An 18,592-nucleotide genomic window follows, 5' to 3' on the forward strand; every position below is an offset into this window, starting at 1 on the left:
GTTTAGTCAGCGGGGAGCACGCCTCCCCCTGGCCTGTGTCGCCGTTCCAGGCTCAGTTCGCCAGCGCCTGTCCCCAGCGATTGAAGTTGGGTTGCGCCGGATCGGCGCGCGGGCAGCGCTCGGTCGGCAGCCGGGCCTTGCGTTGCGCCACGCAGCCGCAGGCCGCGCATACTCGTGCGTCGGCCTGCTGGCGCGCGGCGAGGCTGCTCGTAATCTTGTAGACCACGCGCTCGGGCGGCTCGATCAGGTGTGGGCAGGCCTGGCAGCTCGACCAGCGTTGTTCGAAGACCTCGGGCTCGACCCGCACGATGCCTGCCGCGCCCCAGCGAGCGAGTGCGCCTGCGGCGCGCGCCGCGAGCCGCAGACTGCCGGGCAGCGCTTTTGCCTCGGCTGGATCCTGGACGTCGGGATCGGCAGGTTCCTCGATTCCCAGCAGGCCCTCGGGCGGCCGTGGAAACGCGGCGTTCTTTGGATCCGAAATCAGGATCTGCAAAAACTGCGGCGAGCCGCGCGACACGATCAGGTTGTGAAGGAAGGGCCGATCCGACAGCGCGCGGTGGATCACGGGATCGGGCAGAGGATCGTCCAGCCCGAGGAACTCGGCGAAGCGCTGGCGAACTTGCGGCATCGAGCCGGCGGTGGTGAGATTTTCAAGCAGGGCCTGGGGTGTCTGGTTCTGCATGGTGTCGTCCTCAAGGCGTGGTGAACACGGCGGTGCGCTTCTGTGGGTTGAGCGAGGCACCGTCCTTGGACTGCACCCCGTCAACGCTCAACTCGTAGTTCTGCCCTGGCTGCAGGCCGGTCGTGAGCAGGCGCACCGTGCGACCCCCGCCCTTGCCCCGGACGATGGCGCTGTCCACCGTCACGGGCACATGCGTCGGATCTTCCGGTGAGATCGTGTAGTTGTCGGTGCTCTCGGCGCTGGACACGTCGACCGAGAGACTGAAGCTTGCGACCACGCCGTCCAACGCGCGCCCCGCCTTGGCCCCTTCGAGCGAGAAGGCCGAAACAGGTGTCGCACAGGCTGGCAGCGGCATCATGGACAAGGCCGCGTTGTAGGTGTCCAGGCGACATTGCAGCGAGGGCTGATTGCAGATGTTGTCGGGGTTCGCCTCGCTGTCCTGGATGTGGGAGAACAGCGTCGTCACCTGGTCCAGGCCGGCGGCGAAGACATCGAAGAACAGCGCGTTCGACCAGTTCATGCGCAGCACGCTAAACACCGCGTCGTAGTCCGCCGGCCCCACGCACATCAGCCCGGAACCCGCGGCGATACCGTGCGCCATCATGAGCGCCAGACCTTCGTACTGCAGGCCCTCGATCAGTGCGAGGCCGCCGGTGACCAGCACATAGGTCGTGCCGTCGCCCTGCCAGCCGTAGATGTTGGGCAACGGGTTCTCCCAGTCGAGCAGGAACGTCGTCTTCGGCCGGTAGCTGCCGTAGATCGTGTTCATGAGCCAGCGCAGCGTCGCCATGTTGATCGACGAGTTAGCGGGATAGGAAGGCGCAGCGGCCTGCAACTGCCTGGCCTGGGCTTCGGTGAAGAAGGCGCGTGCCGTGGCCGGCACGTTGATCAGCGGGCGCGGGAGCGGCTCCAGCCCCGCGGGCCAGCGCTCGGGGTCAGCCAGAAAGGCACGCTGCGCGGGGTTTTCGAACTGCGCGGCATATTCGGCCGTGCCCACGCGCAGCGGTGGTGCTGCCGGTCGGTCGAGCAGGGCGGGATTGAGCTGGCCGGCGCTGTAGGCCAGCTGCACCGAGTAGTCGGAGGTGATCACGCCGTTGGCGCTGAGCAGATGACCGTTGAGCGTCGTGTTGTCAAAGCCCGCGAAGGACACATGGTGCACGCCGCCGACGTACTTGGCGGAAAGCACGAACAGCACCTCGGCGACCGTGCCGTCGGGCCGGCGCAGACGGTCCTGCGGGTTCAGGTACTGCACGGGTTTGACCTTGCCGTTCTCGAGCAAGAACAGGTGGTCGACGGTGACGATCATCTGCTGGTTGAATTCACCCGACATGTACTGCACGTAGTACATGTAGTCGAACTCCAGCTTCGGGCCGATGCCGTTGCTCAGCACGATCTCGCTGGGCTGCCATTGCATCTGGCCATTCTGCTCGAATCCGGAGAGCACGAAGTCGCGTGTCTCGATGTCGCGTACGGCGACGAACTCGCCCGGGCTGACCTCAATCGGTGTGTGCTGCGCGAAGCAAGAGCAACAGCAAAAGCAGGGTTTGCCATTTTCGACGTTCGGGACCGGCTCGTCGAACGGGGTTCCGTCATGGTCCAGGCGGTTTTTGCAATAGACGTCGGTGTTGTCCTGGACGATCTTGCAGACGTTGTCCCAACTGCACAGCTTGCCATTTTTGGCCTTGACCTTCTCTACACATCCTGGCAAATAATCCGGCATGACGCGGCTCCTTGACGTGGTTGACGATGGCGACCGGGGCTACCAGTCGATGGTTGCGCTGAAATCCAGGATCAGACCGATCCCTTCCAGCTTTTCGGGATCGAGAAAGCCGTCCTGCAGCAGCGCCGCCGGTGTCGCCGCGAGATCGAAGGTCAGTTCCAGCGGTTGCGCAAGGAGCGCCCTCATGTCCACAGGAGAGCTCAGCGTGACCAGCGCCGTGGCGTTCGCGCCGAAGGTGATGGCGACGCTGTCGGTGGGCGTCAGCTTCAGCTGCAGGAAGTTGCTGCCGACCGGCACCGTAACGCCAGCGGTCAGCTGCAGTTGCAAGGAGAAGCCGGTGGCCTCGGCGCCGCTGACGTGCGCAGGCACCGTGCCCGCCGCGAGCGGGAACCGGATCGTCTGCGCGGCGACGCTAGCGTGATCCGTCATGAAGACGTGCCAGGGCTGCGGATACATCTGGCGCAGCAGCAGCAGGCTGGCGCCGTGGTAGATGCTCATTTCCGGGATCGCGACCACCTTCCGGCGAAGGCTCTCACCGCCGTCGAGTGCGGTGTAGCGCACCTGCAACACCACGTCGCTGATACTCGCGAAGTAGAAGCGGTTGGTTTGCGGCGGCAGTGAGAGGCGCCACGAAGACACTGCTCCGGTACCCTCGAACGGCAGGAAGCGTGGATCCGACGGGTCGAGCGAGAACTGCCCGGAGTCGTCGAGTCCGCGCGACAGCGCGACCTGCTGCAGCGCGCGCCAGTCCGAGCGCAGCGCACGCGGTGGGAAAGTGCCCGCGCCCTTGCCGGTGGCCAGGAAGGTGATGGCCTCGATGTTCGAATCGATCACCACCTGATTGCTCAGCTGCGTCAGCGTGGCCTTGAGATTCTGGTAAGGCCCGAGCACCGCCGGGATCGAGACCGTGACGTTGGCGATGGTGCGTTGATAGTGACCTGGATAGTCTTGGTCGAACAGCAGCTCGCTCAGCGCGAACACGCATTCGCCGGTCTCGCGCAGCGCCAGCAGTTGCACTGGATCGAGTTGCGACAGCGAGACGGTCTTGACGATCTCATAGCGGCGGCGGTTGTCGTCGAGATAGGCCCGCTCCAGCTGCGCCAGCTGCAGCTGCAATGATTCGCCTGCGAGCAGGCCCTTGTAGAGGTTGTCCCAGGTGCTGCCGCGAATGAAGCTGCGGCCCGCTCCGAGCCGGTACTCGTAGGCGCGCTGTGCCGCCCGTGCGAGATCTTCTGCGATCTGGAAAAGCTGCAGGTAGAGGCCTGAGAGCTGGCGTGACATCCATTCGTAGAGCTGCAGGTTGGTGAACTTCTGCTTGAGCAGCTTGCCCAGTGTCTGGTTCTGCGCGATCTGGGCGTCGAGTAACAACAACTCCTGTTGCGCCATTTCTACGCGCAGCACGGCCGCGTCGATCAGGTGCATGGACTGCGTGGCGTCGAACCCGGCGATGGTCTGCTGCAAAGTCCAGTCCTGCTCGCGCCGCTCGTAGCCGGCCACCATGAGGCTGCGCTGCGCGATGTAGTTCGAGATCAGCGACCCGATCTCCAGAACACTCGCGGCTGCGTCGAGCGCGTTGCCAACCTGGACGCCGCCGTAGGTCATCGCGAACGGAGAGCCGACGTTGGGGATTGTGTAGGCGATCGAAGCAGCGGTCTTCGTGGCGGTCGCGAGGATGTTGACCGCTAGACCCGCAGCCATCGCGTCGAGGTTCTGCCGTTCGCCGATCGACAGGCCCGTGTCCAGCAGTCCCTGATAGAAGTTCTGGCGCCACTGCGCCGACTGCTGGCCGACGCGCAACGCCTCGAGTTGCTGGCGCGCCTCGGCCAGCGCATTGACCTTGGCACCTCGCGTGAGCTGCAGCAGCGTGTCGGTCTGCGTGTTCTGCAGTTGAGCGAGCGCTTCGGCATCGCGTTTTTCCAGTGCCAGCAGCAGCGACTGGCCGAACTGCATCACGGTGCCGGTCACGCTCTGCGCCTGCGAGATGAGAAACTCGAAGCGGTAAGGCGACACGGGCGGCTCGGCCATGCCCGATTCGTAGCTGGCTCCCAAGCCGTCGGCGGCCGCGGCGCGCACCAGTCCGTTGGGGTCGAGCGGCGGCGCGAACAGTGGCAGCATGCGCACCACGCCGTTGATGTTCATGCTGTGGCGGATCTTGTACAGCCGATCTTCCACGCGGTCCCACAGACCGATCAGATCGGCGTTGTCGGGCACGCAGAAGTAGCTGTCGAGCATGTTGTAGGGCAGTTCACGGAGCGAGGGAAGGGCGGACGCGTCGATGCCGGTGTTCTCGGTGTCGATCAGGAATTGGGGCACCGAGCTGATGCGGTATCCGGAGCCCGCGACCGGCTGCGCGTCCCATGGCAGGTCGACGGTGGCGGTGCGCGTGGCGCCGGCGTAGGCGACGATGGTGCGGCGCTGGCCATTGCCTTCGCCGCTGGTGATCGTGAGGAACAGGCCGTTGTAGAAGTTGTTCTTGTCCGAGGCGGTGTTTTCGAGTATCAATGTGTCGGCGTTCCCGCCCTGGGCGGTACCGCTGGTGTCGTAGGCGGCGCGTATTTGCGCATAGCTGCGCGGCGCTTGTTGCTCGCAGTCGCCCATCGAGCGCGGCCGCGGTCCCAGCAATTCAGTCACCATCAGGTAGATGTTGGTGGCGGCGCCGATGGACTCGCGCGTGTCGACCGTGAACAGTCGGTCTCCCCAGTCGAGCAGGTTGCCGACGTAGCGCGAGAAGATCGCCTTCGGGTAGGAGCCTGGGCGCAGCCTCGCGACCGAGTCCGGGTCGAATGGGTCATCGTTGTAGATGTCGATCTGCTCAACGTTGCTCAGGCTGTCTATCAGCGACTGCACGACCAGCGGCCGGAACGGGCGAAAGCGCCAGAAGCGGTCGCCCGGATCGGGCGCGCCGTTCTCCATCGGCTGCGTCGGGTTGAACAGGTACTCGTACCACTGCTTGGCCTGCTCGAAGCGCTGGTTGTTGTTCAGGCGCGAGGCAATCAGGAACGGTGCGTAGAAGAACACCTCCCAGAAGTACTGACCGTAGGCGCCGTCGAAGTCCATGAGCTCGGGCGGCAGGTGGGTGCTGTCGATGGCCGGTGCGGGCTGGTGGGTGGCGTCGCTGTAGAAGCGGCTGAACGGAGCCTCGGGGAGGTACTGCGTTTCCAGTCGCAGCAGGCCCGGCAGGCCGCGCGCCAGCAGCGTGGTGTTCAGGCGGCTCGCCACCGAGGTCGAGATCCGCGTGAAGCGGAACTTGAGCTCGGCGAAAGGCATCGGCTTGGCGGTGTACGGCCCGGTGCTGATCGCCAGCTCGTTGCGGTAGACGCCCGAGGTGAGATAGGGGCGTACGAAGGTCAGCGTGGTGGTGTCGATCAGGCCTGGCTCCTGACTCTGGACCAGATAGGCGTCGGTGCCATTGCCGTAGACCAGCCAGCCGGTCTGATTGACCACGTTGTGGAACGTGCTGACACGGTCGGGCAGGTTGTACAGCAGCGGGAGGCTGTTGGCCGCGGTCGCCAGCGCCTGCTCGAGTTCGGGCGCGTAGCGCATCGCCTTGGGTTCGATGTTGCCCCAGGTGGCGTCCGAAAGAATGTCGTAGCTCGGGACGATCGAGAGGATGTTATTGTTGCGGTCCAGGTGCGGCGCGTAGGGCTGAAGGTTGAGCAGCTTGGAGTAGTCCGCGCCGAAGCTGTAGTCCAGCAGTAGCGCGCGGCCGACGTTGGGGATGAGATCTTCGGTCAGCTGGATCGCGATGCCCGCAGTCACCGTGCCGGCGACGGGGCTCTCAGTGCCCGGCGCGACGAAGGCGTCGATGCGGTCCGCAAGCACCAAGGTTTGATAAAGATCGCGGTTGAACTCGTTGAGCGCGCTGGTGAAGGGGTCGCGCCCCGGATTGGCCACCGGTGTCGGTTGCGGCGGATCGGGAACGCGCTCGGCGGTGGGTAGTGCACTGCCGTACAGCACAAGAAGGCGGTCAATGCCCGCGGTCATCGGCGTGATCGTGTAGTCGACCAGGCCGGCGCTCGAGAAGGTCCAGGGGAAGTCAACTACCAACTGCTGCGCGGAGGCTGTGACGTCGACCAGCAGCACCGTGCGCGTTTCGCCCATCGCGCTGATGCGGTCGCCTACCTCGATCTGCGCCGTAAAGTCGGTGCCGGTGCCCGAGGCGAGCGGCAAGCCTGCCGTGATGCTGACCTTGCCTTTGCCCTGGAAGGTTGGAAGAGTGCTGCGTGCCTGCTCTGCTGGGATGATCTTGAACTCCGCCTGGTCCGCCGACATGGTCCAGACGTCGTTCACGATGGCAGAAGCACTCAGCATCTCGGTCACTTCGCGCTCCTGGCCCGCGACCCAGATGCGGTCGCCGACGCGGAGCTCGTGCGGGAAGTTGGTTTCGTAGCCGATGACGGTGAGAGCGCCCTTGGCGATCGTGATCCGCCCCTGGCCCGGAATGCCACGACCGATGCGCAGAACCTGCGGCGTTTGCCAGCCGGGCCGCTCTTCGGAAAACAGCGAGGAGATCGCTGTGTTTGCCATCGGCGGGTAGTTGTTAGGCTGGGCGTCGATGACATAGTTCTCGTAGAGCACCTGCGGCTGTACCCATTCTCCTGCCGCGTTCTGGAACGAGTACTTCAGCGTCGCTCTCAGGGTGGTTTGGGCGTTGGCGTTGCCGCTCGAGACGGCCGAGCTGCTGGTACGCTCCCTCTCGCTCCAGAACACCAGCAGCCGGCCGAACGCGTAGGCTGCGGCCACCGAGCTCGATGCAATGCTCAGGTCGATCGGCTGCCAGGGCGTCCAGCGGCGGCCGTCAATGAAAGTGCGCAATTGGTAGCTGTAGGGTTCGGTCAGCGAGCGCCCGACCAGGAATAGCGTGTCGCGCGGCCGACCGTCATGGAGGTCAGCGCTGCGTTCGCGCAGTGCGGATACTTGCGCCAGGCTTGTTGCTACCGTGAACTGGTCGAAGTAGCGTGTGTAGGCGGCGGCGACGGTGCTGTCGTCGATCTCGTTTTGGCGCAGGTCCTCGGAGAACGTCCGGAAGATCGGCGAACTGTTGCTCAACAGTTCGGGATCGGCGTAGTTCTCGGGATACACGAAGATCCGCCGGTTGGCCTCCCAGACGCGGTACTGGGACAGCCAGCGCCACCAGATGTCTGGCACTGGAATCTGCGTGATGCCGGGTTCTTGCTGAAGACGCGCGCGCTGCAGATAGAGCTGGACCGACTGGATTGCCTGTGCGCCCCACGAGGTGCGATCGATGCCGCCCATCTCGACGTCAATCAGGAAGTAGTCGAAAAGGTCGGTGGCGTCGTGCACCGGCAGGCCATCGCGCTCAAGCAGCCACACGCTGTAGCCCAGCAGGGCGTCGCGCTGGGCCGCGAGCATCGCAGTCTCGATCTTCTCGTAGACCAATTCGTAGCTGTCGCCGTAGCGACCGGCGACGGCGCCGAGTGTTGCCTGAGCGCGCTCGTTCCAAGTGGCCCAGTTGGCGGCTATCGGGCCGTTGCCGTCGAGCAGCGGCAGGGTGGACAGCCGCGCGAGCTGTAGCAACGCCTGCGAGTCGACCCCCAAATCGGCGCACAGCGAGAACACGCGCTGCAGCAGAACCAGGCCCTCGACCGTCTGCCAAGGTGGCGGTGTCAGCACATTGTCGGGCCAAAACAGTGCGATCAGCTGGTCGATCTGCGCTTCGGGCCAGCCCGTCAAGCGCGCCAGGATCTCGACCGGCGTGCCCTGGCAGCCACTGTCGGGGAGGATTTGGAAGTAGCAGCGAACCAGCTCATTGTTGCGGTCCTGCAGGCTGGCTTCGAGTGCGACGAAGGCGCGGAGCGAGCGCATGTCGGCCACGCTGGGCGCCTGCAGATTTGCGATGTTAAAGCTGGCGGGAGAGCGCAGCAGGGCGTCCGTTTGTGTGAGGTCGAGCGGCAGCAGGTCGATCAGGCGCAGATTGCGTGCGATCGACTCGATGAAGCGCTGGATCTCCGTTGGCACCGTGTTCGCCGGCCGCGGCGTAAGGAGTGCCGCGCACCAGTTCGGCAGCGCGGCGATGGCGCCTGCCAGCGGCGTGAGCAGCGCGATGCGTTCGGTGCCCGTGTTGAAGAGCTCGCCCAGCCCCGTTACCGCGACCACCTGCTGCGCGCTCGCGGCCGCGGAGATCACGGCGACCAACTGGTCGATGTCCGATTTGCGCGCCGTGAGCACATTGCGTACCTGGTCGCGCTTGGCCGGCGCCTGCGGGTCTGCCACGAAAAGGAAGTCGAGCGGGGTGGCGCTGGTGTAGCTCGCGCTCAGCGCGCCCCTGGCGGCGCCAGCGGGCGCGACGATCAACTGCTCGGCGACGAGTTCTTTGAACGCCGTCTGGGACTCAGCCTGCGTCAGCATGCCGCCGGGCTGCCAGAAGCTCGCCTCCGCCAGCGGCAGCATCGGCGACAGCTCGGCGAAGCTCCTGGGCACGGCGAGCACCAGCCCAAGCGCATCGATGAAGCCCGACTCGATCAAAGATTTGCGCAGCGCCTCCGCGCTCTCGGGGCCGATGTCGCCAAACACCAATTCGTCGACCACCACGCGTGTGTCGATACTGGCCGCGACCAGACGGTCGAGCAGCGTGCCGAGGTCGGCCACTCGGTAGCCAGGCGAGACCTGCGGGCTCAGCTCGCCGGTGATCACATACTGCAACTGGTAGACGTCGAAGCTGCTGTCCTTGAGCCAGTGCGCCGCATCGAACAGTCGGCCGATCTCGGACTGAGTGGCGTTCCAGGCCGCCCTCGGCGGCTGCCGCCAAGAGGCAGCGGGATAGAACAGCAGCCCCACCAGCCGCAGCAGGCCCTGCACTCCGAGCTTGAGCAGCCTCGCCGTGCGCGCGAGCCGATAGAGCCAGGACAGCGTGGGCAGGTCGGTCTTGAGCGTGCTTCCGGTGAGGCCCTGGAGGGCCAGTAGGTAGCGCGCCATGGTGTCGAGGTCGTCATTCGACAGTTGAAGCGCGGCGCTCAGCCGTGCGCGGATCTCGTTGTCGACGGCGCCGAGCCCTTCGATGTTCCAGTCCAATGGGCGCGCCGGATCGAAGGGGATCGCCACGGGCGACGTGTACGGATTGCGCCCATCGAGCAGCGAGGGCGCATTGAATACGCGGTCGAAAGGATCCGCCGGCTGTGCGCCGTTACCGCGGCCGTCGGTCTTGAGGTCGTGCCACAGGGCCGTGAGGTCGAGCGCTGCGGTGGATACTGCGATGCTCAGTTGCACCAGGCCCGAGACGCTCACGATCGTTGCCGAGTCGATCGGCGTGCTGTTTGAGGTCGTCAGTGCCCACTGCAGGGTTGCGAAATCGAGCGATCCGTGCGTGTTCGCGCTGACAGCCGAGCTTTGCGCTCCCACGTGCTGGTGCAGGCGGATGAAGCGGTTGAGCCGGTCCAGCCGCAGGACAGAGAGATCGGCGATGTGCTCCACCAAGTCGGTGCCGACCGTGCGGTACTCGAGCTTCATCGCGGGCAGGTCTTCGCCCGTCGCGTTGATGAAGAAGCCGTCCGCTGCGCCAGCGGCGAACTCGGCGCTGCTCAGGTTCTGCGTCAACAGAGCGACCAACTGGTCGCGCGTCAGGCCCGTGCGTTCGAGGAACACCGCGACCACCTGCAGATCTGCCAGGGTGGCGCCGCCGTAGTAGGGCAGGATGGTCTCGGCGGTGCTGAGCGCGGTGGTGATGATCGCGAACTGCTCGATCGACATCCGCAGCGCTTCCCGCGCCGCCGCCTCGGGCGTGACCGGCGAGTTGGCGGGCGCCGGCACCACGAAGGCGGCATACACTGCGGCCAAAGTGGTCGACAGGTGCGACAAGTACTCGCGTAACTGCGCCTGCGGCAGGCTGAAAGGCAGGTTGAATGGGTAGGGCGCGTTCAAGACGGCCTGGTAGGCGGGCAGGCCAGTGCGCGCCGCGATCTGCTCGCCGAGGATGCCGTTGACCAGGCTCAGGTAGGGAACCGGCGTCTGGGTCGAGGCGCAGTCCAACGGCGTGGTGAAGAGGTCCGGGCGGCGCGTCTGCAGCTTCCATGCCTCGTCGATCGTGTTCGCAGGCTCCAGGTAGGTGTCGACGATACGCAGCAGATCCACCAGATAGGCGGCCGGCCCGAAGATGCTCTGGCATTCGGTGCAGTTACAGAAGTCGAGCGTGCCGAACATCTGGCGGTAACTCGGAATCTGCTCGATGTACGCGATGACCGCTGCCGCGTTGTGGCTGGGCTGCGCTCGGGCATGGGGCGAGGCCACCAGCGCGCGCACGGAGAGTGCGATGTGGGTGCTCAGGTTCCGAATTTGGCACGCGCGCTGGTGAATCGTTCGCGCCTGTGTCGCGCCGCCGGGGAGCGATTGCCTCAGGCGTTCGATGAAACTGGCCACGGGAACGGCCGCGATTTCGTGTGCGGAGCTGAAGTGCGCGTTGCTCAACGCCGACAGGCTCTCGAGTTCAACATCTGCGGGGATCGGTACCGTGTCGTCGAGTAGACGCACCATGCGTTGGTAGCGGGTCAGGTCGCTCCAGTCGCAATCTGCCGAAGCTTCCTCCAGCATCTTTTCGAGACGCCGCCGCTCTGCGTGCAGATCAAGCCGCCGAATACTGCACTCGGGATGCTTTGTCAGGAAATTGCTGACGCTTCGAAACTCTGCCGAAATCATCGTTCCCTCCCTTTTTTGTCGAACCGCATTACCCAAAATGCGCTTCGGACCCTCTGTCAAGTCGGCGCAGGCATCGCCCGCTAGCGGCGTCGTGCCCATTCAATGCAGTCGATGGGATTTCGACGAGCGTTGCACATGCACGGCCCTTTTTTGAGACAGGCTAGCGGCTTTTTGCGGCAGAACGGTGATTCCCATACAGTCCATATGGTCATCGGATTCGTCGAAAAGTACTCAGGCTGAAGCAATACGACAGCCGCGAGAGCGGATCGCGGCGGTGTTGTCGACCTTATCCACAGAGGAGTCGTCGTGAAAACCATCGAGACTGAGTGCGAGAGGCCAAAAAATAGCCTGACTTTTATGGAATTACCTATACAACCCGCCGATATGGGATGTGATCCGAACCTTTCTTGTTGGCCACCTCCTGTGCCAGCACGGAATCGTTGATCCGCGTGCTGTCGATCTCCATCCGCATCTGCCGCAGATCCGTCCCGCAGGGGATGGCGGCGACGGCGGCGCCGGTCACGGCCTTGGAAATCGCGTGCATGAAGAACCATCACACCGGCACGCGCGCACTCTGGTTGTTGAGCGTGGTGAACGCGTTCGATTTGGCCCGTGCAGCGGCCCTTCGGCGCATTCCGGACGCACACTCATGCCTGCAGCGCCGGCAACGGCCGGCGGGCCATCCACGCAGTGCCCAGCGCAAACATCACCTGCAGCCGCGCCGTGTTCTTGGCCAGCCCCCCGTAGCGCACCCTGGCGTGGCCGAACTGCTGCTTGATCACCCGCAACGGACGCTCCACCTTCGCACGGATGCTGGACTTGATCTGCTCGACCCGCTCGATTACCTGGGCCAGTGGCCGGCTCCTGTCCAGCACGGCACGTTTGCCCGGGCGCAGGGCAATGGGCCACCTCGCCTTAAGGCCTCGGTCCTCGGGCCGCCTGTCCACTCCCTGGCAGCCCGCATCGCCAAAGGCATCCTGCTGCTGCCCATGCAGCAGTCGTGAGGCCTGGGTGACGTCGTTGACGGTGGCCGCCGTGCCGATGACCGTATGCACCAGGCCCGACTCGGCATCCATCCACGCCAATGTGCGCCCTCATTCCGAAGTGCCGCTGGCTGCCCTTCCTGGTCTGGTGCATCCCGGGGTCGCGCTTGCCCTGCGCGTTCCTGGTCGAAACTGACAACGGAAGCGCTGAAGGTGCTGCCGAGGAGCAAGGAAGTGCTCCAGGCGGGGAACGATGCTTCGCTTTCCGGTTTTTCCGATGAGGAGAAGATGCAGCTGCTGGCATTCCTGCAGCGGATGTATGCCAACTTGAGCGATTGGCCAGGGCGCCGCCGCCCATGGTGAGCAACTGACTCGGAGCTCAGGTGTCGCACTTCAAATTCAAAGTCCCGGTGGAGCCGAGGCTGGGCAGTGAGCCTCAAATTTCTCAGATATATGAATAAAACCGCGCATTGATGATTTTTTTGTCAATTCATATTGAATTGAATGATCATTTGGATCGGAATTGCCAGTGAATTGAGATAAAAGAGTTGAAAGCTGCGAGAAGTGATTTTTATTGTCCAGTCGGTTGTTTTTGCTGCTCAAATACCACAACGAATTAGATGCCGCAATCCGTAGTGTCAGCTCTTGTCGTAATTATGTCAATTTCTAGAATGGAAAATGCACTGCTCCACCGGTGCCAATAACCAAATTCTACACGGGAGGTTTGCCATGATTTTTTCAAACTGGCCCCTCGCTCGCCGGCTTTCTATGGCATTCGCGGGCGTGATAGGGATTTTTCTGACCGTCATCGGAGTGGCGATCAGCAGCCAGAACGAGCTCAAGAAGGCTGATGAAATGAATCAGCACACCTATGTGGTACTGGGTGTCGGGCAGGACATGCTGCAGAGCATGGTGAACATGGAGACGGGTGCCCGGGGATTCCTGCTCGCCGGTGAAGAGCGGTTCCTCGAGCCCTGGAGCGCGGGCATCAAGGACTTCGATGCCGCCTGGAACAAGGCAAAATCCCTGACTTCCGATAATCCAGCTCAGCAAAAGCGCCTGGAGGATATGCGCGCCCGGAAAGCAGAGTTCGTCAGTGTCGCGGAGGCGATGCAAAGAATCCGCAGGGAAGTCAATAGTGGCGCCGTTCCCTGGGATGATTTCCTCGCCGATTTCAGGAAAGGCCGTGACAAGGCTGCCATGGATGGCTTCCGCGCCCTGGAAGGCGATTTCAGCAAAATGGAGAGGGATCTGCTCGCGGTGCGCTCCGCCGCGCTGGACAGTGCCAGGCGTACGACCTTGATGCTCGAGTTCGGCGGATCGGCATTGGCGGTGGTCATGGCGACCCTTCTTGGAATGTGGGTCATCCGGTCGATCACCAAGCCGGTTTCCCAGGCCCTCGGTGTCGCGCAGGCGGTGGCGGACGGCGACCTGACAACGCGTATCGAAGTCGCTGCCCGCGATGAAGTCGGTACCCTGCTGCTGGCGCTCAAATCCATGAATGAATCGCTCACCCAGGTTGTCAAGCGGGTGCGCGAGGGCAGCGAATCGGTGGCTGCTGCCAGCACCCAGATTGCCCAGGGAAATTCCGATCTTTCCGTGAGGACGGAACGCCAGGCCAGTGCGCTGGAGGAAACCGCCGCATCGATGGAGCAACTGGGCTCGACCGTGAAGCAGAATGCAGACAATGCTCGCCAGGCCAATCAGTTCGCACAGGATGCCAGCGTGGTGGCAACCCGGGGGGGCGAGGTGGTGTCGCAGGTGGTGCAGACGATGAAGGGCATCAGCGAAAGCTCACGCAAGATTGCCGACATCATCAACGTCATCGATGGCATCGCCTTCCAGACCAACATCCTCGCGTTGAATGCGGCGGTGGAGGCGGCGCGCGCGGGTGAGCAGGGACGCGGTTTCGCGGTGGTGGCGGGGGAAGTGCGCAGCCTGGCCGTGCGAAGTGCCGAGGCAGCGAAGGAAATCAAGGACCTCATCAACACCAGCGTCGCGCGTGTCGAAATGGGCGAACAACTTGCGGATCGGGCTGGCAGCACCATGGGCGAGGTGGTCGGCAGCATTCGCCGGGTGACCGAGATCATGGGCGAAATCAGCGCAGCCAGCGGGGAGCAGAGCGCCGGCGTCAACCAGGTGGGCGAAGCCGTCATACAGATGGACCAGGTCACCCAGCAGAACGCCGCGCTGGTCGAGGAGATCGCGGCCGCAGCCACCAGCCTCAAGGCACGGGCGCAGGATCTGGTGCAGGCGGTGGGCATCTTCAGGCTGGGGCAGTCGATGGCCACGAGCGAGGCCGTCTTTTTGAGCAGCGACCGGGCGCTGGCACCTTGGAGCAACTGACACGTCCCGCCTTGTATCGTTGCCGCAATGTGGGCGAACGCGCTTCGGCCCGGTCCAATCTCTCGGACCACACCGGGAAGGAACATCTCACGGCGATCTGGGTCTGGTTGAGCTTGCCGCATACGAACGCCGTCGTGGCGGCTTCGCCGGTGGACTTGATCGCCACCTTGTTGTATTCGCTGGCGCCCTGCGCTTGCGCCAGCGGCACACAGGCGATTGTCGGCCACCCCATCGCGTTTCCCGGCCGACGGTATCGCGGATGTTTGCATCGATCACTCTGCTGTTTGCCATGTCCTGTTCGGCGTATGCGGGTGGTGCCACTGCGCAGTCGGCCGGCAGTCCGCAGCCTCCAGAGCGCCCGTCGCCATCCGGAAGCGGTGCGTTGCAGCCGGGCGATACATGACGGAGCGGGGCCGGGGACGTCTTTTGATCGGGAGCGAGAAAGGCGAGATGACGTTTTCGCTGGAAAGCACGACGGGTGACAGCCTGTGCTCGCTCGATGGAACCATCGACGGCGGGCAGGGCGTTGCCAGGCTGGATGGCGGGCGCTCTTCCTGCATGGTGTGCTTTGGCCGCAGCGCGCAGGGGATCGATGTGAAGGCCGCTACGCGTGCCGAGTGGAGGGATTTTTGTGGCTGCAACGGGAGTTTCGCAGGGCGTTATATGCGGGTGAAGGAAGGTTGCGGCAGAAACGAGGTCGATCGCACGCGTGCTGCGTTCCAGCGTCTCTATGACCGCCGGAATTCCAAGGCGGCGCTCGCCGCCCTGTCTTCCGTGCTGGAGAAATTTTCGGTGACCCTGGACTGGGAAGACGAGGGGGGCCATTCGCAACGGCCTTGCCATCACGCAGTACCGCAACGGGCTACATGCCCAATGCCTGGCGACGCTCGCCAGATACGCAGGGGATGCCGCAAAGGATGATGATGATGCCCGCAGAGGGAGCGCGAAGACAAGGCCAAGGCGCCCTGATGCAGCACACGTTGCCAGGTCTTTCCAAGGCGCGGCTCCTGCTGTGTACATCGCGTGATCGGCGGCTGCAGGAACAGGTCGGCAGGCAGCCTGGTGCGGCCGGGCCCGCCGAAGCGCCTTAGAATCCGCTTCCGAAAATCACCTGCCCGGATCGCCCGTCTCGCGGCGCTCCTCGGTGCATGTGCCGTGCCACGTCCCATCGGCCGGCTCGCGCCGCCAACGAAGCAGTCCCCCTCCTGACAATGGTTCGCCGGATCGTCATCGTCTTCATGCTGTTGCTGCTGCCGCTCCAATGGACGGCAGCGCAGTTCCATGAGTCGGCGGCGTCTGCCGGGTCCGTGGCGGCAGGGTACGCCTCGGCCCAGAAGAAAATCGCCGACGAGGCGAGCAGCCTTCATTTCTCCGAAGACCGCGGCGTTCCCTGCCCATTCCACAACGTCGCCCAACCTTCGTCGATCGGCGACCTGCCGAACCCGTGGCTCCCCATGCAGCAGGCCGCGAATGCATGGGTCGTTCCCAGGCATCTCCGGCACCAGGGCACCGGCGCGGCCAATGATATCGAGCGCCCCAAGTGGCCCTTCCACGCTCCATCGACGGTGGACGGCGGGGGAACTATCGCCTGATTGACTGCCCCCTGCGGTCCACCGAAGTTTTCATCACTTCGGAGACCCAGGTGTCCCATACCAGACCATTCATCGCAACGGCCTGCTCCGTCCTGCTGGCCGGCTTGCCCCTCTTTCCTGCGCCCGCACACGCGCAGCCCTTGGCCACCCCGCCCGGGGCCACGTCCACTGGACCCGCGGCCCGTTTCCTGACGCTGGCGGAAGCCATTGCGCTGGCGCTCGACAGGAACACCGCCATCGCTGTGGCGCAGCGCGAGTTCGATGCGACGCGCGGCGCCGTCCTGCAGGCCGGGCTGCGCCCGAACCCCGAGCTGTCCGTCCAGCAGGAGGATTTCAAACAGGGGCGGCGAACGTCCACCGTCCAGATCACGCAATCGCTGGAGCTCGGCGGCAAGCGGGCCAGCCGAACGGCGGTCGCGGAGCGGATCAGTGCGCAAGCCGCTGCCGACATCGAGCAGGCCCGCGCGGACGTGCGCTTCCAGGTCGTCGTCGCTTTCCATGAGGCGCTGGTCGGCCAGGAGCGCTTGCGGCTGGCTCAGTCCTCGCTGCAGCTCGCCACCGGCGATGCGGAAGCGACCGGCAAGCGCGTGCAGGCGGGCAAGGTGGCCCCGCTGGAGGAGACGCGCGCCCAGGTCGCGCGCGCCGCGGCGCGGGCCGAGGTGGCCCGGGCGGAAGGCGCGCTGCGGGCCGGCCGCCAGAAATTGTTCGCTCTCTGGGGCGACACGGGCCACCGCGAACCCACGCTGATCGGCCCGCTGGACCTGCCTGCCGGAGGCCTGTCCGACGAGTTGGTGTTCGCCCGGATGACCGCATCGCCGGTGCTCCAGCGTGCCCTGCTGGAACGGGAGCGGGCGGAGGCGGCCGTGGCACTCGAGCGTTCGCGCCAGGTCGTGAATGTCGCGGTGTCCGTCGGCGTCAAGCGCAGCCAGGAGAACGGGGAGACGGCTGCCGTCGTGGGCCTGACCGTGCCTCTGCCCCTGTTCGACCGGAACCAGGGCAACCTCGCCGAAGCACTGGCGCGCGAGGAGAAGGCCCGCGAGGAACAGAACGCAGCCGAGCTTCGGCTGGCGTCGGAGATCGCCCAGGTCCGCGAGCAACTGAGGTCTGCCCGTGCCGAAGCGCAGACCTTGCAGCAGGACGCGATTCCCGGCGCGCGCGAGGCCTACCGCGTTGCATCGCAAGGCTTCCAGCTGGGCAAGTTCAGCTACCTGGAAACGCTGGATGCCCAGCGCACCCTGGTCGGTACCCAGGCCCAGTTCCTTCGTGCATTGCTCGATACCTATCGCGCCGCGGCCGAACTCGAGCGCCTGCTGCATGTCACGGACGCGTCGTCCGGCCTCCTCCATCCCTCCAAGCCCTGAACGCCATGCAATCCCCCATCGAAACTTCCGCCGGCAAGACCCAGGCCCGGCACGTGATCCTGGCCGCCGCGATTGTCGTTCTGGCGGCCATCGCCGGATTCTTCATCCTCCGGCCCGCCAAACCACCCGGTGGCACCGACGGGCATGCGGCCGCCGCACGGCCCGCCGACGAGCACGGCGAGGGCCAGACCGGGAAACCCGAGGAGCATGGCCACGAGGAGGACCATGAAAAAGGCCCCATCGCCTTCTCGGACGAGCAGTTCAGGTCCTCCGGCGTGGTCGTCGAGACGAGTGCGCCGGGCGAGATCGAAACCCGCACCCGGCTGCCTGGCGAAATCCGCTTCAACGAGGACCGCACGGCGCACGTCGTTCCCCGCGTCGCCGGCGTCGTGGAAAGTGTCAGTGCCGATCTGGGGCAGCACGTCCGCAAGGGCCAGGTGCTGGCCGTCATCTCGAGCGTGGCGCTGTCCGAGCAGCGCAGCGAACTGCTGGCTGCACAGAAGCGCCTGGCGCTGGCCCGTACCACCGCGGACCGTGAGCGCAGGCTCTTCCAGGACAAGATCTCGGCCCAGCAGGATGTCCTGCAGGCAGAGCAGGTTCTGCACGAAGCGGAGATCGCCGTCGCCAACGCCGGCCAGAAGTTGCGGGCCCTGGGCGCGGCGGCCGGTTCCAGCGACCTGGCGCGCTTCGAACTGCGGGCGCCATTCGACGGCACGGTGGTCGAAAAGCACCTCGCGCCGGGCGAGTCGGTGAAGGAAGACGCGAATGTGTTCACCGTATCGGACCTCTCCGCGGTGTGGGCCCGGATCAACGTGACGGCGGCCAACCTGCCGCTGGTGAAGGTGGGGGATTCCGTGGTCATCCAGGCAACCGGCTTCCAGCGCGAGGCGACGGGGAAGGTGTCTTACGTCGGCGCGCTCATCGGCGAGCAGACGCGTACGGCCGCGGCGCGCGTGGCGCTGCCGAATCCCGGGATGGCGTGGCGCCCCGGGTTGTTCGTCACGGTGGAACTGGTCACCGGGAAGACGGCTGCGCCCGTCACCGTCACCGCGGACGCGATCCAGATGGTGGAGAACCGCCCGACCGTGTATGCGAGGGTGGACGGCGGATTCGAGGCGAGACCCGTCAAGACCGGTCGCTCCGATGGCCGGCGCGTCGAAATCCTCGATGGCCTGGCCGCCGGCACCGCCTATGCCGGCAAGGGCAGCTTCGTCGTCAAGGCGCAGCAGGGCAAGGGCTCCTCGGGCCATGAACACTGA

At 64.8% G+C, this 18,592-nt stretch carries 8 protein-coding genes and 2 pseudogenes; 5 read left to right on the forward strand and 5 right to left on the reverse strand.

The features are described 5' to 3' along the window. Positions 1 to 52: 52 nt before the first annotated feature. From BLR05_RS15410 to BLR05_RS15430, 5 genes and pseudogenes are all read right to left on the reverse strand, one after another. Entirely contained in the window at positions 53 to 682 is a 630-nt protein-coding gene (locus BLR05_RS15410) for a hypothetical protein (protein ID WP_092835725.1), read from the reverse strand. 10 nt (positions 683 to 692) lie between these two features. Then, a complete protein-coding gene (locus BLR05_RS15415) occupies positions 693 to 2,402 on the reverse strand; it encodes a hypothetical protein (RefSeq protein WP_092835727.1) in 1,710 nt (569 codons plus the stop codon). Between the two features lie 39 nt (positions 2,403 to 2,441). Beyond that, the gene (locus BLR05_RS15420) at positions 2,442 to 11,150 is read right to left on the reverse strand and encodes a Tc toxin subunit A-related protein (RefSeq protein ID WP_092835729.1); all 8,709 of its coding nucleotides are present in this window, start codon (positions 11,148 to 11,150) and stop codon (positions 2,442 to 2,444) included. Between the two features lie 310 nt (positions 11,151 to 11,460). Further along, positions 11,461 to 11,655 (reverse strand): annotated as a pseudogene (locus BLR05_RS15425) (conjugal transfer protein TraG N-terminal domain-containing protein); the annotation flags it as partial. Positions 11,656 to 11,698: 43 nt separating this feature from the next. Further along, a pseudogene (locus tag BLR05_RS15430) lies at positions 11,699 to 12,254 on the reverse strand (transposase); the annotation flags it as partial. 509 nt (positions 12,255 to 12,763) lie between these two features. Here BLR05_RS15430 and BLR05_RS15435 point away from each other — a divergent pair. The 5 genes from BLR05_RS15435 (at position 12,764) to BLR05_RS15455 (ending at position 18,592) form a co-directional block, all read left to right on the forward strand. Further along, positions 12,764 to 14,380: a methyl-accepting chemotaxis protein gene (locus BLR05_RS15435; protein WP_092835733.1), complete on the forward strand. Its 1,617-nt coding sequence runs from the start codon at positions 12,764 to 12,766 to the stop codon at positions 14,378 to 14,380. A gap of 450 nt (positions 14,381 to 14,830) precedes the next feature. Beyond that, positions 14,831 to 15,301, forward strand: a complete 471-nt coding sequence (locus BLR05_RS25970; RefSeq protein WP_143015933.1) for a hypothetical protein — start codon at positions 14,831 to 14,833, stop codon at positions 15,299 to 15,301. A gap of 290 nt (positions 15,302 to 15,591) precedes the next feature. Beyond that, positions 15,592 to 15,972, forward strand: coding sequence for a hypothetical protein (locus tag BLR05_RS15445; protein WP_092835738.1), 381 nt, complete (start codon positions 15,592 to 15,594; stop codon positions 15,970 to 15,972). Positions 15,973 to 16,112: 140 nt separating this feature from the next. Continuing rightward, entirely contained in the window at positions 16,113 to 17,333 is a 1,221-nt protein-coding gene (locus BLR05_RS15450) for a TolC family protein (RefSeq protein WP_244160112.1), read from the forward strand. A 5-nt stretch (positions 17,334 to 17,338) separates the two neighbouring features. Then, positions 17,339 to 18,592, forward strand: a complete 1,254-nt coding sequence (locus BLR05_RS15455; protein ID WP_092835742.1) for an efflux RND transporter periplasmic adaptor subunit — start codon at positions 17,339 to 17,341, stop codon at positions 18,590 to 18,592.

It is taken from the genome of Paracidovorax cattleyae, assembly GCF_900104515.1.
In the GTDB taxonomy this organism is placed as follows: domain Bacteria; phylum Pseudomonadota; class Gammaproteobacteria; order Burkholderiales; family Burkholderiaceae_C; genus Paracidovorax; species Paracidovorax cattleyae.

Coding starts and splice junctions, on each gene's coding strand:
- BLR05_RS15445 (WP_092835738.1), top strand. CDS start 15,592: ATGGTTCGCCGGATCGTCATCGTCTTCATGCTGTTGCTGCTGCCGCTC.
- BLR05_RS15410 (WP_092835725.1), bottom strand. CDS start 682: ATGCAGAACCAGACACCCCAGGCCCTGCTTGAAAATCTCACCACCGCC.
- BLR05_RS15415 (WP_092835727.1), bottom strand. CDS start 2,402: ATGCCGGATTATTTGCCAGGATGTGTAGAGAAGGTCAAGGCCAAAAAT.
- BLR05_RS15455 (WP_092835742.1), top strand. CDS start 17,339: ATGCAATCCCCCATCGAAACTTCCGCCGGCAAGACCCAGGCCCGGCAC.
- BLR05_RS15420 (WP_092835729.1), bottom strand. CDS start 11,150: ATGGGCACGACGCCGCTAGCGGGCGATGCCTGCGCCGACTTGACAGAG.
- BLR05_RS15435 (WP_092835733.1), top strand. CDS start 12,764: ATGATTTTTTCAAACTGGCCCCTCGCTCGCCGGCTTTCTATGGCATTC.
- BLR05_RS25970 (WP_143015933.1), top strand. CDS start 14,831: ATGACGTTTTCGCTGGAAAGCACGACGGGTGACAGCCTGTGCTCGCTC.